Origin of the sequence: uncultured Bacteroides sp., assembly GCF_910578895.1 — a bacterium.
Taxonomy (GTDB): Bacteria; Bacteroidota; Bacteroidia; order Bacteroidales; family Bacteroidaceae; genus Bacteroides.
This window is the reverse complement of the sequence record NZ_CAJTSC010000044.1, coordinates 1-24,427: the sequence shown is the minus strand read 5'-3', so window position 1 is coordinate 24,427 and position 24,427 is coordinate 1. Positions and strand designations below refer to the sequence as shown.

Annotated in this window: 16 protein-coding genes and 1 tRNA gene; 2 read left to right on the top strand and 15 right to left on the bottom strand. The window is 46.9% G+C overall.

What is annotated here, in order from left to right:
* Positions 1–215: 215 nt before the first annotated feature.
* From serC to QZ327_RS10935, 9 genes are all read right to left on the bottom strand, one after another.
* A complete protein-coding gene (gene serC / locus QZ327_RS10975) occupies positions 216–1,283 on the bottom strand; it encodes a 3-phosphoserine/phosphohydroxythreonine transaminase (RefSeq protein WP_294619249.1) in 1,068 nt (355 codons plus the stop codon).
* Positions 1,284–1,610: 327 nt separating this feature from the next.
* Entirely contained in the window at positions 1,611–3,023 is a 1,413-nt protein-coding gene (locus QZ327_RS10970; RefSeq protein WP_294619247.1) for a DEAD/DEAH box helicase, read from the bottom strand.
* A gap of 171 nt (positions 3,024–3,194) precedes the next feature.
* On the bottom strand, positions 3,195–4,469 hold the full coding sequence (gene nqrF, locus QZ327_RS10965; RefSeq protein WP_294619245.1) for an NADH:ubiquinone reductase (Na(+)-transporting) subunit F: 1,275 nt from the start codon (positions 4,467–4,469) through the stop codon (positions 3,195–3,197).
* Positions 4,470–4,487: 18 nt separating this feature from the next.
* The gene (nqrE, locus tag QZ327_RS10960; protein WP_294619243.1) at positions 4,488–5,114 is read right to left on the bottom strand and encodes an NADH:ubiquinone reductase (Na(+)-transporting) subunit E; all 627 of its coding nucleotides are present in this window, start codon (positions 5,112–5,114) and stop codon (positions 4,488–4,490) included.
* A 126-nt stretch (positions 5,115–5,240) separates the two neighbouring features.
* Positions 5,241–5,876, bottom strand: coding sequence for an NADH:ubiquinone reductase (Na(+)-transporting) subunit D (locus tag QZ327_RS10955; RefSeq protein ID WP_294619241.1), 636 nt, complete (start codon positions 5,874–5,876; stop codon positions 5,241–5,243).
* A gap of 4 nt (positions 5,877–5,880) precedes the next feature.
* Positions 5,881–6,579: a Na(+)-translocating NADH-quinone reductase subunit C gene (locus tag QZ327_RS10950; RefSeq protein WP_294619251.1), complete on the bottom strand. Its 699-nt coding sequence runs from the start codon at positions 6,577–6,579 to the stop codon at positions 5,881–5,883.
* 43 nt (positions 6,580–6,622) lie between these two features.
* Positions 6,623–7,780 carry an NADH:ubiquinone reductase (Na(+)-transporting) subunit B gene (locus QZ327_RS10945; protein WP_294619239.1) on the bottom strand — a complete coding sequence of 386 codons (1,158 nt, stop codon included), beginning with the start codon at positions 7,778–7,780 and terminating at the stop codon, positions 6,623–6,625.
* Between the two features lie 92 nt (positions 7,781–7,872).
* The gene (locus QZ327_RS10940) at positions 7,873–9,222 is read right to left on the bottom strand and encodes a Na(+)-translocating NADH-quinone reductase subunit A (RefSeq protein ID WP_294619237.1); all 1,350 of its coding nucleotides are present in this window, start codon (positions 9,220–9,222) and stop codon (positions 7,873–7,875) included.
* A gap of 151 nt (positions 9,223–9,373) precedes the next feature.
* Positions 9,374–10,774: a C1 family peptidase gene (locus tag QZ327_RS10935; RefSeq protein ID WP_294619235.1), complete on the bottom strand. Its 1,401-nt coding sequence runs from the start codon at positions 10,772–10,774 to the stop codon at positions 9,374–9,376.
* A 180-nt stretch (positions 10,775–10,954) separates the two neighbouring features.
* Here QZ327_RS10935 and QZ327_RS10930 point away from each other — a divergent pair, with 180 nt between their 5' ends.
* Positions 10,955–12,157, top strand: a complete 1,203-nt coding sequence (locus QZ327_RS10930; protein ID WP_294619233.1) for a BamA/TamA family outer membrane protein — start codon at positions 10,955–10,957, stop codon at positions 12,155–12,157.
* Between the two features lie 103 nt (positions 12,158–12,260).
* Here the strand turns inward: QZ327_RS10930 and QZ327_RS10925 are convergent, their stop codons facing one another.
* The 6 genes from QZ327_RS10925 to ettA all read right to left on the bottom strand — a co-directional run bounded on the left by QZ327_RS10925 (position 12,261) and on the right by ettA (position 23,742).
* Positions 12,261–14,036: an oxaloacetate decarboxylase gene (locus QZ327_RS10925; protein WP_294619231.1), complete on the bottom strand. Its 1,776-nt coding sequence runs from the start codon at positions 14,034–14,036 to the stop codon at positions 12,261–12,263.
* Between the two features lie 189 nt (positions 14,037–14,225).
* Positions 14,226–14,729 (bottom strand): RNA polymerase sigma factor, encoded by a 504-nt coding sequence (locus tag QZ327_RS10920; RefSeq protein ID WP_294619229.1) that lies wholly within the window; start codon positions 14,727–14,729, stop codon positions 14,226–14,228.
* Positions 14,730–15,005: 276 nt separating this feature from the next.
* Entirely contained in the window at positions 15,006–16,295 is a 1,290-nt protein-coding gene (locus tag QZ327_RS10915; protein WP_294619227.1) for a DNA/RNA non-specific endonuclease, read from the bottom strand.
* A 145-nt stretch (positions 16,296–16,440) separates the two neighbouring features.
* Positions 16,441–19,059 (bottom strand): DNA-binding protein, encoded by a 2,619-nt coding sequence (locus tag QZ327_RS10910; RefSeq protein ID WP_294619225.1) that lies wholly within the window; start codon positions 19,057–19,059, stop codon positions 16,441–16,443.
* Positions 19,060–19,071: 12 nt separating this feature from the next.
* On the bottom strand, positions 19,072–21,819 hold the full coding sequence (locus QZ327_RS10905; RefSeq protein ID WP_294619223.1) for a TonB-dependent receptor: 2,748 nt from the start codon (positions 21,817–21,819) through the stop codon (positions 19,072–19,074).
* Between the two features lie 225 nt (positions 21,820–22,044).
* On the bottom strand, positions 22,045–23,742 hold the full coding sequence (ettA, locus tag QZ327_RS10900) for an energy-dependent translational throttle protein EttA (RefSeq protein WP_294619221.1): 1,698 nt from the start codon (positions 23,740–23,742) through the stop codon (positions 22,045–22,047).
* Positions 23,743–23,995: 253 nt separating this feature from the next.
* Between ettA and QZ327_RS10895 the strand changes: the two genes are divergently transcribed.
* Positions 23,996–24,068: transfer RNA gene (locus QZ327_RS10895), tRNA-Lys, on the top strand.
* Positions 24,069–24,427: the final 359 nt, after the last annotated feature.

The following is a 24,427-nucleotide window of genomic DNA, read 5'->3' as shown; positions in this document are numbered from 1 at the left end:
CTTTTTATTCGTCACATAACCCGTTATGCTCCTCATAAAAATTGAAAAACATCCTCGAAAAGAACTCTCAAAATAATGCTGAATAAAATTTAAACAGGCTCTTATTTTTAGACAGAAAGACAAAAGAACCTATTTCTCTCTTTTTGTCTTTTTGTTTTTCTGTCTAAAACTTAACCGTGATGAAAATCCGCGTAATCTGTGGTGAAACAATATTATTAATGAAGTTTCTCAAATTCCTGCATGCAGTCTATCAAAGCCTGTATGCTTTCTTTCGGCATGGCGTTGTAGCAAGATGCACGGAAACCGCCTACGGAACGGTGTCCCTTGATACCGACCATGCCCCTTTCGGTAGCGAATTTCAGGAAGTCTGCCTCCAGTTCCTTGTATTCGGGAGCCATTACGAAACAGATGTTCATGCGCGAACGGTCTTCCTTAGCGGCAGTACCTACGAACATCTTGTTACGGTCTATCTCGGCATACAACATATCGGACTTTTCGATAGCGCGACGCTCCATTTCTTTCACGCCTCCTTGACCCTTGATCCAGCGCAAAGTCTGCAATGCCGCATAGATGGGCACAACCGGCGGAGTATTGAACATCGAACCGCCATCGATGTGAGTCTGATAGTTCAGCATCGTGGGGATGTAACGCGATACCTTACCCAGCGCATCATTCTTCACGATAACGAATGTCACGCCCGAAGGAGCCAGATTCTTCTGTGCACCGCCGTAAATACAGATATATTTAGACACATCGATAGGACGGGAGAAAATATCGGACGACATATCGGCAATCATAGGCACGTTTACGTCCAGGTCTTCTTTCAGTTCCGTACCATAGATGGTATTGTTGGTAGTGATATGGAAATAATCCGCATCTGCCGGCACTGTGTAATCTTTCGGAATATAAGTATAGGTGGCTTCAGCAGAAGAGGCAACTTCTACAACCTCGCCAAAACCTTTGGCTTCTTTCATCGCCTTCTTTGCCCACACACCCGTGTTGAGGTAAGCGGCTTTCTTTTCGAGGAAGTTGAAGGGCACCATGCAGAACTCCAGGCTTGCGCCACCACCCAGGAACAGTACCGAATAGCCTTCGGGAATGTCAAGTAGTTCTTTGAACAGTGCTACGGCCTCGTCCACTACGGGCTGGAAGTCTTTAGCACGGTGGCTAATCTCCATCAGAGAGAGACCGGATCCATTGAAATCTAAAATAGCCTTCGCCGTATCCTCTATCACCTCGCGCGGGAGAATAGAAGGTCCTGCATTGAAATTATGCTTTTTCATTTGAAGTTTGTTTTGGTTATACAATTTCGTTCATTTTGTGTCTTTAGACATGGCGAAATTACGGAATTATTTCAGCATTGCAAATCTTTCCTTATAAAAATTCTTCTTTATCGCGTATTTACCTTACTTTTTATTGGTATATACAAGAAATATTCACCAATCTGTTATGTGTAATTACCAAACAGACTATTAAAAAGTAAACTGAAAGGCAGAAACGGGAATAACTTCCTACCGGAAACAAAAACCGAAAAAAACATGCATAATTATTACAAACAAGCCATTCCGTTATGCTTAACAACATCAGCAGGCATGCTTCACAACATATCGCTAACGGGCTTCTTCTATCAACGTCTTCATGCCTTTTATCTTTTCCCCGCGCAGCAGCGTGAGCAGTTGCTTCGCCTTGCTGCGGCGAACTACCACAAAAGCATAATGCTCTTTCACATCCACCTGCCCCACGTCTTCGCGCACCAACCCGCCTTTCTTATACAAGAAACCTACAATGTCTACCTTGTTCAGTTTGTCTTTCTTGCCCTTGCCGATATATAAGGTGGCCCAACGGGACTTTGCTGGCTTCGGAGTCTGTTCGGGCAATTCGGATACAGGGATTTCTTCCGGCAGATAGCCGGGCAGGCGTTCTTCCGCATGAAGAAGCAGGAAAGACGAACCGCGTGCTTCCCAACGTGCCGTACGTCCGTTTCGGTGCGTAAAGGCTTCTTCGTTGACGGGTATATGATAATGCACCACATTGTCGATGCCGGGAATATCCAGCCCGCGTGCGGCAAGGTCGGTCGACACCAGAACTGGGCAACTGCCGTTGCGGAACTTATAAAGCGCCCGTTCGCGGTCGTCCTGTTCCATGCCGCCATGAAAAGCATCGCAGGGGAATTTTTTCGACTTCAAGTAGGAAACTACCCGCTCCACACTCTCGCGATAGTTCACGAACACCAGTGTAGAACGGTCGCCAAGCGTGCAAAGCAGCCGGAACAGTGTCTCCAGCTTGTCTTTCTCGGGAGAAATGACTTTCTGCAAGTTCAAGCGTTCGGAAACGGCTTCTTCCGAGAGGAAATCCAGTTTGATAAACCCCTCCGCTCCTGCCGGTTGAAGAGGGGCATCTGCCACGTTGAACGCTGCGGATGCAGTGTTGGACTTCAGAGTTGCAGAGTTGACCTTTACGGATGCAGAACCCGCCTTTACAAACGCCGGTATTTCTGCCGCGTCCGTAGCCGAAAGCAACACCCGCTTCTTCAAGGCGGGCAATTGTCCGATAACCTCTGCCATTTCATCATGGAAGCCGAACTCAAGGCACTTGTCGAATTCATCTATTACCAACGCAGCAACGGAACGGGCATCAAAATTCCGCTTCCGTAGATGGTCGTTCATCCGCCCGGGGGTGCCGACAATGACAGCAGGGTTAATCCCTTTCATCGTACGGTGTTCTTCCATTGCGGGACGCCCGCCGTAGCAGCTCATTGCCTTGAAGGGCACATTCATTGACTTGAACACGGTTTCTATCTGCAAGGCAAGCTCACGCGAAGGGACAAGCACCACCGCCTGCACACCCTGCACATCCGTCCGGAGCGACTGTACCAACGGCAGCAGGAATGCCAATGTCTTGCCCGAGCCTGTGGGCGATAAAAGTACGAGGTCCTTATCCGACCGGTAAGCATCCCGTGCAGCCTCCTGCATCGGAGTGAGGTACTCTATCTGTAAGTTGCGAAGTATATCCGACTGTTCCATAATGTTCTTGGGTTTAATAAAGAACAAAGATATTGTTTTTTTCCTATTATACTACCAGTGTATAAGAAATAAACTGTCAATATAACGCGGATGCGCTCACAAAAAAACTCCGGCAAGGTCTTATACCCTGCCGGAGTCTCTTTATTATTAATGTGTCCTGACAATAACGTCTTATCCGCCGAAATTATCGAACATCAGGTTCTGAGCCGGAACACCGAGGTCGTCGAGCATCTTCTCAACGGCTTTGGACATCGGGCCGGGACCGCACATGTAGTATTCGATATCTTCGGGAGCTTCGTGGTCTTTCAGGTAAGTCTCGTAGATTACGTTGTGAACGAAGCCCGGAGTATACTTCACGCCCGCCGCATCGGCTGCCGGATCGGGACGGTCCAAGGCAAGATGGAACTTGAAGTTGGGGAAATCCTTCTCTATCTGCAGGAAGTCTTCCAGATAGAACACCTCGTTCAGCGCACGCGCACCGTAGAAGTAGTTCATCACACGGTCTGTAGTGTGCAGCGTCTTCGTCAAGTGCATAATCTGCGCACGCAACGGAGCCATACCGGCACCACCGCCAATCCACATCATCTCCTTCTTGGAATCGAAAATCGGATGGAAATCTCCGTAAGGACCGCTCATGATTACCTTGTCGCCCGGCTTCAATGTGAAGATATAAGACGAAGCGATACCCGGCATTACGTCCATGAAGCCCGGACCCTGGTCTTTCGGCTTGAACGGCGGAGTGGCGATACGTACCGTCAGCATGATGCGGTCGCCCTCGGCAGGATAGTTCGCCATAGAGTAGGCACGGATGGTTTCCTCATCGTTGCGGCACTTCAAGCCCAGCAGGCCGAATTTCTCCCATGCAGGCAGATACTCCTCACCGATAAGGGATTTGTCGATATCCTTGTCATAGTCCATCGAGTATTTAGGAATCTTGATTTGCGCGTATGAACCCGGCACGAAGTCCATGTGCTCGCCCTTAGGCAGAGCAACGATAAACTCTTTGATAAACGTAGCCACGTTCTTGTTGGAGATAACCTCGCACTCCCACTCTTTTACGCCGAGCACGGACTCGTCAATCTTAATTCCCATGTCGCCTTTCACCTTCACCTGGCAGCCCAGACGCCAATTGTCCTGAACCTGCTTACGGCTGAAGTGAGGTATTTCGGAGGGCAGTATTTCGCCGCCGCCTTCCACAACCTGGCATTTGCACTGTCCGCACGAACCCTTACCACCGCAAGCAGAGGAAAGGAAGATGCCGTTTACAGACAGCGTGTTCAGCAACGTCGAACCGGAAGCGACTTCCAGTTCCTTATCGCCGTTGATAGTCAATTTCACATTACCTGAAGGTACCAAAAACTGTTTGGCTACCAACAGAATAACCACAAGCAGCAGAACAACCGCGAGGAATACTCCAATGCTTGCTAATATCAAATTCATATCCATTGTCTTTATTCCTTTCTTTTAGATGTTCAAACCAGAGAAACACATGAATGCCATTGCCATCAGACCTACAGTGATGAAGGTGATGCCCAAGCCTTTCAGCGGAGCAGGCACATCGGAGTAAGCCATTTTCTCACGAATGGCAGCCAAGCCCACGATAGCCAGCAACCAACCGATACCCGAACCCAAAGCGTAGGAAACGGCATCGGCAACGCCACCGATGAATTTAGGGTCGCTCTCGCCCACGTTGATGCGTTGCTGCATGAAGAGCGACGCACCCATGATGGCGCAGTTCACGGCAATCAGCGGCAGGAAAATACCCAGTGAAGCGTAAAGCGCAGGGCTGAAACGTTCCACAATCATCTCTACCAGCTGCACGATAGCGGCAATCACGGCAATGAAAAGGATAAAACTCAGGAAACTGAGGTCGACGCCTTCGATAATGGCATCGGGACCCAGCACTTTCGTTTGCAACAAATAGTTGACCGGAAGCGTAACTACCAACACGAAAGTTACGGCAATACCCAGTCCTACGGCAGTCTTCACATTCTTGGATACGGCAAGGTAAGAGCACATGCCGAGGAAGAATGCGAATATCATGTTGTCCACAAAAATGGAGCGGACGAATAAACTTAATAAATGTTCCATAATCTTCTTAATTTTGAATTACGAATTTTGAATTATGAATCAATGAATCTGCTACTGTTTAAACGTAAGGACCATAGAGAAAAACTCCTCATCCCCCCATTCAAAATTCATAATTTATAATTAATTTTATTTTTCCTGCAACTCTTTATGGCGTGCACGTTGATACCAGATGATGCAAGCGCAGAGTATCAGCGCCATAGGCGGCATCAGCATCAAGCCGTTGTTCACATAACCCAGTTCTTTCAGCCATCCGTAGTTCAGGATGTTGAAACCGAGCAATGTGCCCGAACCTAAAAGCTCGCGGAAGAAAGCTACGATAACCAAAATCTTGGCATATCCCAAACCGTTGCCTACGCCATCGAGGAAAGACTCCCACGGACCATTCTGCATGGCAAATGCTTCCAAACGTCCCATGAGGATACAGTTGGTGATAATCAGACCCACGTATACGGAAAGCTGCACGCTTACATCGTAGGCGAAAGCTTTCAGGATTTCGCTGACAATCGTCACCAACGCCGCAACCACCACCAACTGAACGATGATACGGATGCGGTTGGGGATAGTCTTGCGCAACAGTGAAATCACCACGTTGGCAAACGCCGTAATCACTGTTACGGAAAGTCCCATCACGATAGCCGGCTCCAGCTTTGCGGTAACTGCCAAGGCGGAACAGATGCCCAGCACCTGCACGGTAACGGGGTTGTTCAATCCGAGCGGAGTTGAGAATACTTCTTTATTCTTCTTTGAAAACAATGCTCCCATATTCTTATTTCTCCTCCTTATTATTGGTTAAAAAATTCTTGTAGCTTGCCAGACAGGTTTTCAGCATGGCATCCACACCTACAGAGGTGATAGTACCGCCGGAAATACCGTCCACCTGATAATCAGGTTTCTCTACTTTTCCGTTCTTCACAACACCGAGGGCGATTTCACCGTTCTCCAGTGTCTTCTTGCCCGGAAACTCTCCCTGGAAGTGAGGAGTGGCGATTTCGGCACCCAAGCCCGGGGTTTCGCTGGCATGAGAGAAGTAGACGCCGTAAACGGTGTCCTTATCGCTGTTCAAAGCGACATATCCCCAGATAGCGCCCCAAAGACCTGCACCGTAAACGGGGAATACATATTTGGTCTCCCCTTCCACTTCCGCCACGAACACGTGCAGACGGTTGTTTTCCTTAGCTTCCTTTTCGTAAGCGGTGGCAAATGCACCTTCGTTCTCGGCGAGCGTGCCGTCTTGGTTCATCAGCATATCGCCTTTGATGTACTTATTATATTCTGCGTCGGCATCCTTCACATCCTTGATGTTGAGGGCGGCAAGTATCTGCTTCTTCGTGTCCAGTTCCACGTTCTTGTTCTGGGTGGCACGCAGAGAAGAGCTTACGAATGCCAGCAGGAATGCAACGATAACAACCATTACCGAAGCATAAATGATAGTATAACTGTTACTATCTTGAACCGAACGTTGAATGTTGAACAAAATTCATAATTCATCATCCTTAATTCATAATTAATTACGCTGCACGTTTCTCGCGGCGGCTGATGTTGCCCTGTACCACACAGTAGTCAATCAGCGGAGCGAAGATGTTCATCAGCAGGATAGCAAGCATCATGCCTTCGGGATAGCCGGGGTTGAGCACGCGGATGATGATTGCCATTACACCAATCAGAAATCCGAAGATATATTTACCGGTCTCCGTGCGGGCAGAAGTTACGGGGTCGGTAGCCATGAAGACGGCACCGAAGCAGAAACCGCCCAATACGAGATGTTCGTACCACGGCATTTGAGCCATTGCAGTGTCCGGTCCGACAGTGTTGAACACCCATCCCATAAAGGCACCGCCCACAAATACGGAGAACATTGTCTTCCAACTTGCAATGCCCGTCCACAACAGCAGGATGGCGCCGAGGGCAATGGCGATGACGCTGGTTTCGCCGATAGAGCCCGGGATAAGCCCGATTACCATATCCCATGAAAATTCGGGATAAGCGCCCGCAGTAGCGGCCGCTCCCAACGGAGTGGCAACGGTGAGCCCGTCTACCGACTGTCCCAAACCGAAGATGCTGTCGCCCGATACCCAAACGGCGTCACCGGACATCTTCGTAGGATAGGCGAAGAACAGGAAGGCACGCGTAATGAGTGCCACGTTGAACACGTTCATACCCGTACCGCCGAATACTTCTTTTGCAAAGATTACGGAGAATGCAGTGGCAACCGCCAGAATCCACAACGGACAGTCTACCGGCACAATCATCGGGATAAGGATACCCGAAACAAGGAAACCTTCCTGGATTTCCTCTTTCTTCCACTGGGCTACAACGAACTCGATGCCCAGACCCACTACGTATGACACAATGATTTTAGGCAATACAGCCAGGAAACCGTAGGCAAACATTTCGATGAAACTGCCGGCAGCACCGGTGTTGGTGAAATGCTGGTAACCTACGTTATACATACCGAACAACAGCGCCGGTATCAACGCAATGACCACCATCGACATGATGCGTTTACTATCGATGGAGTCGTGAATATGCGTTCCCGATTTCGCAGTGGCGTTGGGCACGAACAGGAATGTCTCGAAGCCGTCGAACACCGAACGAAATGCGTGGAATTTGCCGCCTTCTTCAAAGTTCGGCTTTATCTTGTCGAGATAATTTCTTAACGCTTTCATTTATTGATTTTGAATTTTGAGTTTTGAATTTTGAATTACAAATCGGCGAACCGCCATTTGCCGCAATTCATAATTTATAATCCATAATTAGTTTACGCCATTTCCGCACGGAGCATATCAAGCCCGGCACGAACGATGCGTTGAACTTCCACTTTCGAGGAGCATACGAACTCACAAAGGGCGAAATCTTCGGGAGCCACCTCGTAGATGCCCAAAGCTTCCATACGGTCGATGTCGCCTGCGATGATAGCCTTCAACAGATATTCGGGGAAAATGTCCATTGGGAATACGCGGTCGTACTCGCCCGACATAATCATGTGGCGTTCGCCACCCTTGATACGGGCATCGATGACATATTCCTTCTTGCCCAGCAACCAACTGAAGTAAGAGCGGTTGACACTGAACTGATTGAAACGCGGCATAATCCAACCCAACATTTCATGGATTTCATCTCCTTCGGGGATAACGGTGAGCTGGCTGTCGAAAGCGCCGAGGAAGCCGTTGGAAGCTACCTTCTTACCTGTCAGCACATTACCGCTGATATAGCGCAAGCCTTTGTCGGTTGCCACATTACCCTTGAAGACGTCCGTCAGCAATGCACCTACACGCAGTTTGCAGTAAGCAGGTTTCAACACTTCGCTACCGGTTACGGCTACGGTACGGGTGAGGTCTACACGACCGGTATTCATCAAACGTCCGATAAAGATAACGGCTTCCGCACCGATAGTCCATACCGTCTCGCCTTTCACTATGGGAGAGATGTGATTGATTTGCACACCTACGTTACCTGCCGGATTAGGACCGTCGAATGCGGTGACGGTAACGTTCTTAGCCTGCGCAAGCGCTGCGGCTTTTTGTTTTACACTGATGCCCAAATAGGTCTTTGCCATGCGCGACAGAGCATCGAGACCTGTCTGGAAATTTGCCTCTTCGCCTTTCAAGACGAATTCGAAATCGGGAGCCAACGGATTACTGTCGAAAGCGGAAATGAAAATGGCTTTCGGAGCCACCGTCGGGTCGGCGATTACATCGTACGGGCGTTGACGGATGAAAGCGAACATACCGGCTTGCAGCAATGCGTCTTTCACTTCTTGCGCGCTCATCTTCAACGGTTCCATTTTACCGAACTCCGCGTAGTCCTGCTCGGCGGCAGCCTCTACCACGATGTTCAGCACCTTACGACGTGCACCGCGTTCCACGCTCGTCACTACGCCGCTTACGGGCGAAACAAATTTCAATTCAGGATGATTCTTGTCAATAAACAAGGGTCCTCCGGCCATTACATACTCCTGTTCCTTCACCACCACTTTCGGAGTGACGCCTGTAAAATCATCGGGCACCAGCGAATAGAACCCGGGCTCTTTTACAGACATAAACTCTTCGGCAGCTTTGCCTTTCAGGTTGATGTCGAGGCCTTTACGTAACTTAATTACATTTGCCATGCGTTTATATAAAATAATGGTTTCATTAATTTGACCGCAAAAGTAGCAAAAAAGAATGTGAATTAAGAGTAAAAAAGAAAGGAATTACGGAGAAATTTCCGTAATTCCTTTCGTTAACGAACACGGGGATAACACTCCCTTGTTATCTCCCTCACCGCTCTTCCGCAAACATCGGATCCCACGCCGGCAGGCGGACAGGTTTTTGTTTGAGAATTTCCATAATCTTGGCAGGGACGTATTTGGTCTCCACTACCAGGCGGAACATATATTCGTCGAACCACTCGTCTGTCATGATAAGGTGGCCTTTATAACCGCTGTCGGCACCCCAACTGTTTTCAACCATCCACTTGACGGGGTTGCCATTTTTGTCCAAGTCTACTGCCATCAGCGTCATGGCATGAGAAGAACCGCTGGAAAAGGTTTGGATGCGTTGTTTCTTGTCCATTCCGAAGGTAGTACCCATAAGCGATTCGTAGTCATAGTTCTTTACATCAAGCAAACCGCGTGCCGAGTTCAGGAATTTGCCCACATCGCAAGAGAAATACATCATGGTGCTGTCCTTCAACGAAGTTATAGCCATCTGCTTGATGTCCTCTACAGGCAGGTTGACGTATGTCCAGTTCTTACCGTCATAACGGTGGCGGTCATAGTCTATCTCATAACATTTATAATACTCGCGGCTGGGATCGTTCATCAGCATCACATAGTTGGTGAGCAGTTGCGGGTCGCCGTATTTTGCAAGGAAAGACAGCGGAGTATGATGCTCCGTCTCCACCGGATTGCCCTGGGCATCGGTACGCACATAGTCGAACTCCGTAGGCGGCACCCCTAAATTCAACACCAGCATGCGGTAGATGGTACCGAGCATGGTGGTTTTCTCTTTCTCCAAAGCGGCAGGTTTGGCGCCTTGGGCAGCAAGGTCGCGAAGTTGAAGGGCATACTCTTTCAGCTTCAGGGAAATGAGATTTGCCATGCGGGCGGTATTCTCGCTACTATTGGTCTCAGGCATGGCGCATTTGGGCACAAGACCGTATTTCGAGACGATATCCGCCACGCCGGTAAAGGTACCGCCATCACTTAACGGATGCTTCAGAAGCCATTCCACGGTCTGGTCTTCGAGCGGTTTTCCGGCAGTGTCGATGATGCCTTGCAGGAAAAGGTTGGACTTCTCCAACTGGTCCCAAAAGAAAGGATATGTTTCCGAGAATTCGAAGGATTGGAAACCATAATGCGCAAGCGTCTTGGCACGCATCACGTTCAGCCCCGTGAAGAGCCAGCAACGGCCGGACGACTTCTGGTCGGTGATGCCTTGGGAATTTACCTTAATGGAGAAGTGGGTATCCATGCCCTGCATATTCTCCTGGTTGAGCGCCAATTTCCGGATGTCATTGTTGCCAATGGCATTGCGCAGTGCCTTGTCGGAAGGAGTACCCTGATAACTTTGTCGGATTTGTTGGAGCATGACGGGGTTTATCCCGCCCTTTCCGTCCTGTGCCTGCATCGAAAGCAGCGCAGCGGCGAAAACAATTACGGATAAAATACGTTTATTCATTTCAAATATATATTTATGTGTATTATGTATGTTCAGAACATTTTCCGCCGCCCGAAACAACGGAAAGACAAATGTAATGTCTTTTTTGATAATTTTAGTGTCCTGTTTTAGATTTATTATCTATTCCACTCAGAACCTATTCAAATAAAATAGTTTCCTTTGCAGTCATATTCGTACGATATGAAAAGATATATACTGAGTATATTTACTCTGATACTGGCGACAATTGCAGTTTCGGCACAAGAACAGCCTGTCGCAGTCTCCAACGACACTGCTCACACACTGAGCAAGAAAGAATTGCGCAGACAAAAGGTGGCACGCAGAAATTTCCATTACAACATATTAGGTGGTCCTAGCTATACACCTGACTTCGGTGCGCTGGTAGGCGGAAGCGCCCTGATGACTTTCCGTATGAATCCCAGTGACACCACGCAGTTGCGTTCGGTGTTGCCCATGTCCATAGCCTATATGTTCAAAGGTGGAATCAACTTGATGGTAAAGCCGCAACTTTTCTTCAAAGGCGACCGCTTCCGCATCTTCGGAAAATTCGTCTACAAGAATACGGAAGATAACTTCTACGGCATCGGTTACAGTACGAATAAGAATTATATCCGCAGCGACAGCACCAGCAAATACCGTTACAGCGGTATACAAATCAATCCGTGGTTCCTGTTCCGATTGGGCGAAAGTAATATTTTTGCCGGTCCGCAGGTAGACATCAATTACGACAGGATAACCGACCCTGCCAGATATCTCATTGAAGAACCCGACTACATGGCAGCCGGAGGCACACCCGACGGATACAAGAATTTCAACTCCGGGCTGGGCTTCCTCTTGACATACGACAGCCGTGACCTTCCCGCAAACGCCTACAAAGGCATGTACCTGGATTTTCGGGGAATGATGTACAGCAAGGCATTCGGTAGCGACAAGAACTTCTACCGTCTGGAGTTGGACTATCGTCAATACAAATCCGTAGGCAACCGTAAGGTATTCGCCTGGACCGCACAAACCAAGAACGTATTCGGCAACGTCCCCCTCACCCAATATTCGCTGACAGGTACTCCTTTCGACCTGCGCGGCTACTACATGGGGCAATACCGTGACAAATCCTCGCACGTCGTCATGGCAGAATACCGCCAGATGATAAACACCGACCGCGGCAACTGGATGAAACGCCTGTTGCACCACATTGGCTTTGTAGCCTGGACGGGATGCGGCTTCATGGGTCCTACCATGGGAAAGATTGAAGGGGTGCTGCCTAATTATGGCGTAGGCCTGCGTATCGAAGTCCAGCCGCGTATGAACGTACGTCTCGATTTGGGCAAGAACACGGTAAACAAACAAACACTCTTTTATTTTAATATGACGGAAGCGTTTTGAGGAATTTTGAATTATGAATTATGAATTTTGAATTACGCCTGTTGTTTTCCGTAAACTCTGTCACAGCGTCCCCCCATTCAAAATTCATAATTCACAAAGATTTTCACGCAAAGATATCACTCCGCTGAATATAGGCTATCACCTCTCCCTTATTGACATTGGCACCTTGTTGGGCACATACTTCGACAACACGGCCGGTAAATCCGGTCATTACCTTTTCGTACTCGCCCCACGGCGTGGAGAGATAGCAGAACACTTCATCGTGCTGATATTTACGTCCGATGAACGGTGCTGCGGACGGACCTTCCACGGAAACTTCCCAAAGCACCTGCCCTTTGGACGGAGCGATGATAGGATCCGCCTTGGCACGTTTCAACTTCTTTATCTCCTCTTCCGAATACCCGCTCTTTGCCATAGAAGCATCTTTAGCACGTTCCAGTTCGTCACGGAAACGTTTCTTGGCGACACCCGACTTGTAGTCACGGTATTGGCGGTCGTGCATGGCAAGTTCGAAGAGTTCCTCGTCATCTTCACCATATTCCCAGCCGTTCTCGTCCATCTCCTTGCGATATTCATCCAAAGCGTCCGGATAATTGGACTGCGGATCTGCGTCTACAAACTCGTAACCTTTGGATTTGGCAAGTTCTACGATTTCGGGGGCCAGCCCGCCCGGCAGGCGACCGCTCTTGCCCAAAATCATGTCCCAGGTATGATTATCAATCATTGTCCAACGCTCTTCCCCCTTCACCAACTGCATCACGTTCATCAATGCCACGTTCTTGACATACTGGCTGAAGGGAGTCACCAAAGGCGGATAGCCCAACTTAGGCCATACGTATTCCACTTCATCAAAGAGCATCACCAGCAGGTCGTCTATACTGAGTTCGGGTTGGTTCTTGCCTTTCAGTATCATGTTGATACCGGCATGCACGCCTTTCAGGTCCGCCATCATGGAGCCCATCATACCGCCCGGGAGCCCACACTTCAAAAGTAGCGATGACGTATGCTTGTTGGTGGGGTCCATAAAGTAACCAAGAAAATCGTCTATGAATTCCTGTGTCATGGCACGCGCTTTCATATAGGCTTTCATGTTGATGTCGGGCACTTGGAAACCCTTGTCACGCAACATCGCCTGCACGGAGATAACGTCCGGATGCACCTTTCCCCACGACATGGGTTCCATGGCAACGTCTATGATGTCGGCACCGTTTTCGCACACCTCAAGGATGGAAGCCATTGAAAGCCCCGGACCGCTATGCCCGTGATACTGTATCAGCACACCGGGATGTTTCTCCTTGATAGCTTTCGTCAACTCGCCCAGCATGCCCGGACGGCCTATACCCGCCATATCTTTCAAACAGATTTCGGGTGCTCCCGCTTCGATAAGTTCATCGGCGATTTGCGCATAGTACTCTACCGTATGTACGGGCGAATGGGTGATACAGAGTGTCGCCTGCGGCGTCATGCCTGCCTCAAGCGCATAGCGGATGGAGGGAATGATGTTCCGCGTTTCATTCAGTCCGCAAAAAATACGGGTGATGTCCACACCCTGCGCATGCTTCACCTTGTACATCAAGCGGCGCACATCGGCAGGCACGGGATACATGCGTAACGCATTCAGTCCGCGGTCGAGCATGTGAGTCTGTATACCCGCGTCATTGAAAGGTTGGGTAAAGGCACGGACTGCCTTGTTCGGGTTCTCACCATAGAGAAGGTTCACTTGCTCGAAAGCTCCGCCATTGGTCTCGACACGGGCAAAACAACCCATTTCGATTATCAACGGCGCGATACGCACCAACTGGTCCACTCTCGGTTGGTATTTACCGGATGACTGCCACATGTCACGGTAAACAAGACTGAATTTGATTTCCTTTTTCATTGTAATAGGTCATTAACTATTTGATCAATCGGTTAACTTGATTTACACAAATATAAAAGATTATTCTGACATTTAGTCAAAAAACACCTATAATTATTCGTTCAAAAGATATGTTTTATATCATTTCGTAAAGTTCAGGACCGGATATTTTTTTGTTCAGCACTTTTCGAAGAACATTTAAGCAGGCGTTTAGACAAAATCCTTCAATTCTTCCTGCAACTTCTGCCTTGTAAAGAAGATACGGCTCTTCACCGTGCCGAGAGGTAATCCGAGGCGTTCGGCAATCTCACGATATTTAAATCCGGAAACATGCATGGAAAAAGGTACTTTATAGTCGCGCGGCAATGAATTGACGATGCGGTGCATCTCCTTCAGGTCGTATGCGCTTTCGGTATTGGCGAAACCGGATTCCTGCGGCATATTCAAATGATACAAATTATCAGTCTGGTCCACGAAAGTCTGTTCGCGAACTATCTTCCGGTAATTATTTATAAAGATGTTGCGCATAATAGTATACATCCAACCTTTAAAATTGGTGTCGGGTTGATATTTATCCTCATTGTCCAAGGCTTTAAGAGAGGTCTCCTGCAACAAATCATTCGCTTCTTCCCGATTGGCCGTCAATTTGTATGCAAAGCGAAGCAGTTCTTCTTGCACTGCAAGTAAATCTTTTCTAAAACTGTAGGTATTCATACTTTGCTAATTCTTTTAAATGGTTAATATTCATTTCGTTTAGTGAGTGCAAGTATACGGAAGTTTTCAGGTGTCGAGGGATGAAATACAGGTATTCTTTGGGGTAAAAACTATCATTTGACAGATTTTACCCCCTTTTTTGATAGTTTTCGGGTGATATGCGGCAAGCAAGGTTCAGTAAAAAGTGCGATTTATTGTTTAAAAACAGAAAGAAGGCATCCTTTTTGAGGATGCCTTCTCCATTTGTCAGCTATTCTAAAAGCAAACAGAACTTGTTTACCAAGCCCAGTCTTCTTCACTGTAAGCAGCTTCAACTTTTCTCTCCACTTCATTGGGCAGATTGCAGAAGAAGTCAATGCCTGTTTCGTACTCCAAATCCTTTATGGAAATGGCATAAACCATGAAATCCTTTTTAGCCGGATTTTGAGGCAGTAACTCCGAGTGAGGAACCATAAAGGCAATGGCATGATACTCGCCATCCTTCTCGCTCAACAGGGCCATGTAGTAATAGCCGGGGCAAATCAGTCCGCCGGGAGTCAGTCCGGCAGCATTGGTAGTGGGATAAAGCCCGTCGTTGGCTTTCTGCACGCCTGTGAAGTTGGTGAGCAAACGGTCGGTGGTTCCGCCCTTCACCACATACAGTTTATCGTATGTGCCGGCAATAGTGGAACGTCCCCAAGCCTGTACCTTTTTCTCAAGTGCCGCCCAGTACTTTTGGTTGAAGCTACCTATCTGCGGCGAGATATTACTGTAGTAAAACGTCTGCTTATTGGCACTCACGCTGTACACGCGGTCTTCGCTGGCACAGAGGTGTCCCTTGTCGTAACCGTCACTCTTGTGCATATCTTCGGTTACCTCCACACTGTTGTCAATGTTGGGGTCGTCCTGATTCCATGTAGTATTACGACTGGTATTGTCCTGCGCAGTGACGGGGTCGAAACTGAATGCCACCCATGCCGAATGTTTCTTGTCAGCGATATACTCCAACGAGAAGTTGAGCACCTGTCCGGCATCCGCCGCGTCAGACGCGGCAGCGTAGTATTCGATATACTGGTTGGCAGGATTAAGGGCAGGGATCTCGAGGTTGTCAGCTTTATTGCCATCGGCAGTATTGGCGTTGTCCACATCTACATCATCAGCTGCCACATATTCGATGCCTACTTCATTGCCATTGATGTATGCCACGCGGAGCTTACCCATCTGATAGTGGTTGTAACGGTTGAAGCGTACCCAATAGCAGGTGGCAGGCTTCACTTCGGCATTTTCAACAAAAGCTTCGGCAGACGGAACAGCAGTAAGTTCCTTAAGCGACTCACCGGCAACAGGGGCAAAAGCATAGTTACGACCGGTGAAGGCTTGGGACTTGATATAAAAAGACTTGCCTATGGCTTGAGGTTTATAAACATTAAAACCATCGCTTGCAGCATTGTAACCTTTCATCACGTAGGTATCTGCTCCTTCTTCGGTAGGGATTATCTCAGGAATAAGCGAAGCGTTTGAAGCATCATCGCATCCTGCCAGCCAAAATCCAGCCAGCAGAAGAAATAGGTAAGATATTTTTTTCATCTTTGTTTCTCTTTTTGATTTGACAATAAGCACTAATAATACATCTACTCGTTAAAAATACAAATGAGGGTGTGCACAGAATGATAACTAAACTTCATTTTGACGCACCCTCATTGTCTATTGTATAGTCGGGATTTATTCCAAATTATTCTTTTACGACAAAGTTCTTCATCTGAATATTGGGAACTCCACCCTCACTACCTACATATTGGAAACCTACATATACTTTCTTTCCGATAAATTCAGCAGGCACCATAGTCTCCATATCTACAAAAGAGTCATTAACCGGCCATTCGGGGAAGTCCAATTTCACCCAATCTTTTATATTCTTGTCTTCTTTGACTATCTCGTCACCTTCTTGGTAAACGGCTGAAATATATACATTGACAAAATCAGTCATTGTCTTACCCGAAGGAAGATATTTACATTTTGCAGTCACCATCATCTTAGGAGTGACAGCTTTGCTCAGGTCAATCTCACCCGTAATGAGCCAAGATTCCGCCTTACATGCCTTGCTGCCATCATGGCTTGAACCAAGAATAGTATTATAGCCATCAGTAGCACGCCACACCTTCTTATCCTTCAAAGATTCGGGGATATCTATATCCACGATATGAGCCCCGCCATGAAGCAAGCCGTCAAAGTCATTGAAGTAATATTCTACTGCTTCAATCCACTTGCCACCTGCCTTCATAAATACGATAGTACCCGGTACGGATGCCACAGTCTTAACCCAAGCAGCACCATCGTAGGTATATTCGTCAGCGGTTACCGATTTGTCATAACGGTAAACTACCGTCGTAATGTTTCCTGCCTGTGCGTAGGGGAAAGAATTATTCAAGTATACCGGGAGTACTTCATCAGGTTTACTCAATGAGGAAGAGCCTACAGAAGCATAATCAGACGGCTGCATTACTACAATGTCGACATTTTCATTCTTTTCGTAAACTGTCCAAGATGAACCGTTATACTGATAGAGGGCAGAAGCGTTAGGCTGTACGTCGGATGCACGAGTAATAGCACGAGACAATGCGGTAGCAGCTGCAACTTCTTCTACCTTCGAATACATCATTGCCACACGACCGTTATTATAATCAAGCAAAAAACCAGTAATTTTCACATTCTTACCATGAAGCGACATATCAAATTCAGACTCATCCACATAAGATACAGAAACTGTGGTAGTAGCCCCTTCAACCAACAAATTGAAGAAGTTATATCCTTTACCACTATCCTCAATTTCAAGCTGTCCCACGATAGTGGCATATACCACGCGGGGAGTACCGGATAAAGCACCGAATTCGGCAGCAGTCAATTCTTGTGGAACCATTTTAGCAGGAATATCGCTGACTGTTTGATCCAGCACCGTTACTTGAAGCTCATCTTTACCAAACTGCTTCACACCATTACGCAAAGAGGTAGTACCCTTCACACGGACGATTTGACCCACTTTTTCAGTAGGAGCTGTATTTTTATATACCAAGATACTTCCGCTACAATCGGAAAGCATAAATCCTTTTGTATAGACAGCCGAAACAATTCCTTCTGCTTCATAATCGCCAGCATCGCTATACTGAAGCACACCTGCGGGGGTTACAACATCGGTAGCCCCCTTGGCTACCACAGAAGTCACAAAAGTATTAGGATACTTGGTAGACGAACCACTCACACCTGCAAGATAGCCAGTAACTACTACATCCTTATCTATCAAATCCGGATTTATATAGAGGGTATTGGTCAATCCAGGCTGAATAGTCGCATCACCTATCATAATGTTATAATTACTACCACTCTTGGTAAGTTTACCTTCGTAGCTGACATATTCTATTTTAGGAGCCTTTACATAATCTGCAAAGCCTGCGGCATCCATTGTTTTAGGAGCAGGATAAGCGAAATTGGGCTTACGCTCCAGGAATTTCACTTTAGAAGCCGATTTGAAACGAGTCAATTCTTGCTTAAACTCAATGTCTCCACTCACTTCCACCACATCTCCTACAGCAAAAGTAGGCAAAGTATTACGAAGGATACGAATGATACCCGTTCCATCGCTGATAAGCAATGATGTAGCACTGGTTCCCACCACTTCTCCTTTAGAAATAAAATTTCCAGTCGTCTGAGCTAAAACCTCAGAAATAGGAGTATAATTAGGAGTGACTGGTTCATCCATCCCGTCGCCACCCGTACTGGGTTCCGTCTCCGACCAAGCGTAGTTTACTTGGTAAACGTCTCCTTCTTTAGGGCTTTTCACTTTATCTTTCAGTAATGCAGGAATTTGCTTCAATGTAGAAGGAGTAAGGAATTTCACCACTCTGTTTTCTCCCCATACGGTCTTATACTCTCCACTTCCCAAATCAAATTCTTTTGCTGCAGCAATAGCAGTAAGATATTCGGGCAGGTTTCCTGCCATACGATAATTAATCAGAATCTTGGAGTTATCCGTTACATAAGGATATGTATTCTCCAAATAAGCAGGCAGAAATTCTGACGGAGTGATAGTCTCCGTAAAGAAACCGTCTTTTGCCAACTGTTTTAACGCAGTCAGATAGGTTTCTCCTTCGGGATCTTTAGAGAGAGCCAAATCCTGATTAGCTTTCAAATCTGCTATTTTCTTGTAATCAGCAGCAACAAGATCAAGAGTATCTGATTGGACATTGGTAATTGTCGCAAGGTCATCATATCCGGGGAAATTATCCTCGTTGTAATCACACGCTCCGAGCATCAGCAACGAAGAGAGTGCGATTCCTAATAATATATGTTTCTTCATAAATTTATTCGCTTAGAAATTAAACTTCAATCTTACGCTATAAGTACGTCCAAAGCCATAGAACACACGTGTAGCAGTCTCCCAATCGTGCTTGCTTCCATCACGTGCATCAGCTATATACTCCTGATTGAATAGGTTGTTAACATTACCGCTCAACGTAGCACGAATCTTACCAAAGTCGAAAGTATATCCGGCACTTACGTCAAAAGTACTCCATGAAGGAATTTCCCACGGGTCAGAAACCACATAAGGAACATCTTGCTTGGCATCGCTTGCATCGATATCATAATCAGCATAGTTGCGTGCAAAGAAGTTCCAGTCTGCACTCAGGCGCAAACCTTTCATAGGACGGAATGTCACACCTAAAGCTGCCGTTGTCTGTGCGGAACCACCTACATGCACGTCATCCATTTTAATACTATATTTATATTGGTCTGCCTGCGACATATCGGTCAGGATACCACCCTGTGTACTCTTAATGATTTGACCTTCGGTGTTCATCATGAAACCTTTTGCCGTTCCGTTCCAACGCCAGTCTCCCCAAGAGAACATACCGTTCACTTCCATCCAGTGGAAAGGTTTGGCAACGAAGTCAAGTTCCACACCCATGTGATTGGCTTGCGCACCTGCCATGTTCATCGTCCAACGCTGTGACACTCCGTTTTCATCTTCATACGTTCCCGTATCATACAAAGCCTTGTCTTTCCACATAGTGTAGTAAGCGTTGACGTTGGCGCTGAGGAAACGGCTGCGATAACCATAGCCTACTTCGAAAGAGTATACTTTCTCGTTTTTGGCATCGGCATTACGCTCATGCGAACTTTGAGAGTTGATAAACGTATTGTCGAAAATAGGAGCACGGCTGATGAAACCAGCATTGGCGAATACATTGTTGTGTTCATCAAGGTTGTAGTTCAAACCGGCTTTCACGTTTCCACCAAGATAATGTTTCTTGGAAGAGGTCTGCTTGTCACCGCTGTAATAGAAACGGTCATGACGCCAATAGCTGGTGTTGGTCAAACCACCCGACACGAAAGCACTCACCGCATCTTTATTATACTCTAACTGAGCAAAACCGCCTTCGTACATTACAAAACCATCGTAGTCACGGCGGATTACATCACCTACGCCTAACTTCTGATTGACCCAAACTGTATTTCCACCATTCACGTTATTTGCAGCCAATACGCTTTTGCGGTTATAGGAGTCTACATAATACTGTCCGCCGAAAAGGTCAGTAATAATGTTCTTATGCAATCCTTTATAATAACGGTAGTCGATACCTCCGTAGAAGTCGAAGTAATCACCAAACTTGGTAGTATAAGTAGAAATCAAACCTGCCCAAACATGGTCATTGGAAGCTTTGTTCATAATCATCAGCGAACCGTTGTAATTAGGCATTCCGCTTACATTCACAGGAGTGGCGTAGTTGTCGGCATTGAGCTTTTCTACCGCATCGTAATCGAACGTGCCGTCGGGGCAACGGAACTGGGTATTTACCGTACCATCAGAACCTGTACCATACCAAGAACTGCTGTAACCCGTAACACCCGTGCCACTATAACCGGCACCCGTACCGATAGACATATAAGCAGCAGTACTAAGGCTTGATTTATGGTTGATTTGCCACAGGTGGTTGAGTGACATCTGCGGTTTGTGGTATTCGTTACGTGAAGAATTCATCACTTGTCCGTTGCGATAACCGAAAGTGGAGTTATAGCGGTAAGGACTTTCTTCGCCCATCCATTGCTTTACACGTTGATATTCCTTAATGCTCAAACCGTTTGCCGAATTACGTTGGTTGTGCCATTGAGGAGCACCGAAAGCCGTGAACGAAAGCTGATGATTATCGTTGAAACGCTTTGCCACGCTAACAAACCAAGTGTAGGCTTCAGACTCCGTACCTTGAATGTAACCGTCACGTTCGTCTCTGGCACCCAACAATGTAAATGCCCAACCGTCTTTTGTAAGACCGGAAGATACGCTGAACATCACCTTGTTGTAACCATCATTACCCATACCGTAAGAGATAAAGCCGCCTTTCTTGGCATCGGTAGTCTTGGTAATGATGTTTTGCGAACCACCCACCGAAGGAGTTGAAACCTTGCTGGCACCGAGTCCGCGCTGGATTTGGATGCTACTTGCCACATCGACCAATCCACTCCAGTTACTCATGTAAACCTTCTGGTTCTCCATACCGTTCATAGGCACACCATTAATCATCATAGCTACATATTCCGATTTAAATCCACGGATTTTTATGTTGGAGTCGCCAAAACCACCACCGTCATTAGAAGCGTAAACTCCCGGGGTAGATTTCAAAAGTTGCGGCAATTCCTGAGAGCCGATTTTATCCTCAATGGACAGAGGAGTAACTGTAGACACCGCTACCGGCGTCTTACGAGCCACAGCTACAGACGAAGTAATCACCACGTCTTTCAGCATCACTGCATCGGGCTGCATCTTAATAGCACCCAGTTCTACAGAAGCACCCTTCTGAGTAAGTTTCTTCTTCTGGTCTTTGTAACCGATGTACTTGAAGAGCAACGTGGCATTAGAAGCAACGCTTTGCTTGAAATAGCCGTCAATGTCAGTCACCGAACCCTGAGCGGTTCCTTCTACCATAACGGCAGCACCTACCAAAGGTTCTCCGGTCTCAGCGTCGACGAGCTGGCCATGCACTGTGGTCTGCGCCCATGCTGCGGATGTAAACACCGACAACACGGCAACCAACAGAAATTGAATTAGATGTTTTCTCATAATTCTGCTTTTTGTTAATAGATATTGTTAATTAAAGTTTAAATATGCACTTGAGTTGCAAATATAATACTATTATATCAGATATTCATTACGATTGTGCTACATTTTTTCAAGTTAATAAACTATCCTGAAAACTCTTTAAACGAAGAAAGCTCCGTAGATTTCCCACGGAGCTTTCTTTTTGCTACAAATACAGAATATATGCTTTCAGATTAAAACATAAAATCAGTCATTCATCAACTTTCTATAACGTACACGGGTCGGTTCTTCCTTGCCCAAACGCTTCAATTTATTCTCTTCGTATTCCGAATAAGAACCTTCAAAGAAGAATACATTAGAATCGCCTTCGAACGCAAGAATGTGCGTACAAATACGGTCGAGGAACCAACGGTCGTGACTGATAACCACGGCACAGCCAGCAAAATCCTCCAGACCCTCTTCAAGGGCACGCAATGTATTGACGTCGATATCATTGGTAGGTTCATCGAGGAGCAACACGTTACCCTCTTCTTTAAGGCAGAGGGCCAAGTGGAGACGGTTGCGCTCACCACCGGAAAGTACACCGCAAAGCTTCTCCTGATCGGCGCCGGAGAAATTGAAACGCGACAAGTAGGCACGCGCATTGATGTCGCGTCCACCCATGCGGATAAGGTCGTTACCACCGGAAATTACCTGATAGACACTCTTATTGGGGTCGATATCCTTATGTTGCTGGTCCACGTAGGCTACTTTCACGGTCTCTCCCACTTCGAACTCACCGCTATCAGGCGTCTCCAGCCCCATGATAAGGCGGAACAGGGTAGTTTTACCCGCACCGTTAGGGCCAATAATTCCCACGATACCGTTAGGCGGCAGCATAAAGTTGAGGTCGTCAAACAAAAGCTTGTCGCCAAACGCTTTTGCCACATGCTTAGCCTCGATAACCTTGTTGCCCAATCGAGGACCGTTAGGAATGAAGATTTCAAGTTTCTCTTCCTTCTCCTTCACATCCTCATTCAGCAGTTTATCGTAAGAGTTCAAACGAGCCTTTCCCTTTGCCTGACGCGCCTTAGGAGCCATACGCACCCATTCCAACTCACGTTCCAACGTCTTACGACGCTTGCTGGCGGTCTTCTCTTCCTGTTCCATACGCTTGGTCTTCTGATCCAGCCAACTGGAATAGTTGCCCTTCCAGGGGATACCTTCACCACGGTCGAGCTCGAGAATCCAACCTGCCACATGGTCAAGGAAATAGCGGTCGTGGGTAACGGCAATTACCGTACCTTCGTACTGCTGCAAATGCTGTTCCAGCCAGTCGATAGACTCGGCATCAAGGTGGTTGGTAGGCTCGTCAAGGAGCAATATATCAGGTTTTTGAAGCAACAAACGGCAGAGTGCCACACGGCGGCGTTCACCACCGGAAAGATGCTCCACAGACTGATCTTCGGGCGGACAGCGGAGTGCATCCATAGCACGTTCCAGCTTGCTGTCAAGGTTCCAGGCATCGGTAGCGTCAATGATGTCCTGCAATTCAGCCTGACGGGTGAAAAGTTTATCCATCTTGTCCGAATCTTCGTAATATTCGGGCAACCCGAACTTCTGATTGATTTCCTCGTACTCCGCCAACGCATCCACAATAGGCTGTACGCCTTCCATCACTACTTCCTTTACGGTCTTTGCAGGATCCAGATAAGGCTCCTGTGCCAAGTATCCCACCGAATATCCGGGTGAGAACACCACTTCACCCTGATAGGACTTGTCCAAGCCGGCGATAATCTTCAGCAAGGTCGATTTACCCGAGCCGTTCAGACCGATGATACCGATTTTCGCTCCATAGAAGAACGAGAGGTAGATGTTCTTCAACACCTGCTTGTTGTTCTGCTGAATGGTCTTGTTCAGCCCTACCATAGAAAAGATAATTTTCTTATCGTCTACTGTTGCCATGTAATTTATGTATAAAGTATTATGTATAATGTAAAAATATAGTGTCCGCAATGTGATATCCCCCTTAGCATCATACAGGCTGCAAATTTTTAAACATACTTCAAGTCACATAATGCCCCAAGCATAATATAATCAAAGGATTAAAGATGTCCGCGCACATAATTCCGCGACAAAGATAAGAAAAAAAGCGAAATTCTTTTGCAACTTCCAAAAAACTCTCTATCTTTGCACCCGCTTAACAGCAATAAGGATTGATTCGCTAGCTCAGCAGGTAGAGCACAACACTTTTAATGTTGGGGTCCTGGGTTCGAGCCCCAGGCGGATCACTGAAAGAAAAGCCAAAAGGCGACAAGAAAAAGACAAGTCCTACAAAATCAATGTTTTGTAGGACTTTTTTCATTGTCTTTTGGCTACCTTGACCGCCACGAAAAGGTCACTGACAGACAAAAATTAGTGCCTTATTCGTACCCCCGACAAAATTCTTTAAAAAGGGGTACGATTTGTCGGAAAATGGCGAAATGTTGTCGAGATTTGGCGACCCTGCATTTATCTCATTATGAGTTAATAAAAGTAGTTTTGTAACTTAAAAAATGAGGTATGAAATCAACATTCCGAGTATTGTTCTTCCTGAAACGGGACAAGGTGAAAAAGAACGGTAATATGCCAATCATGGCACGTATTACCA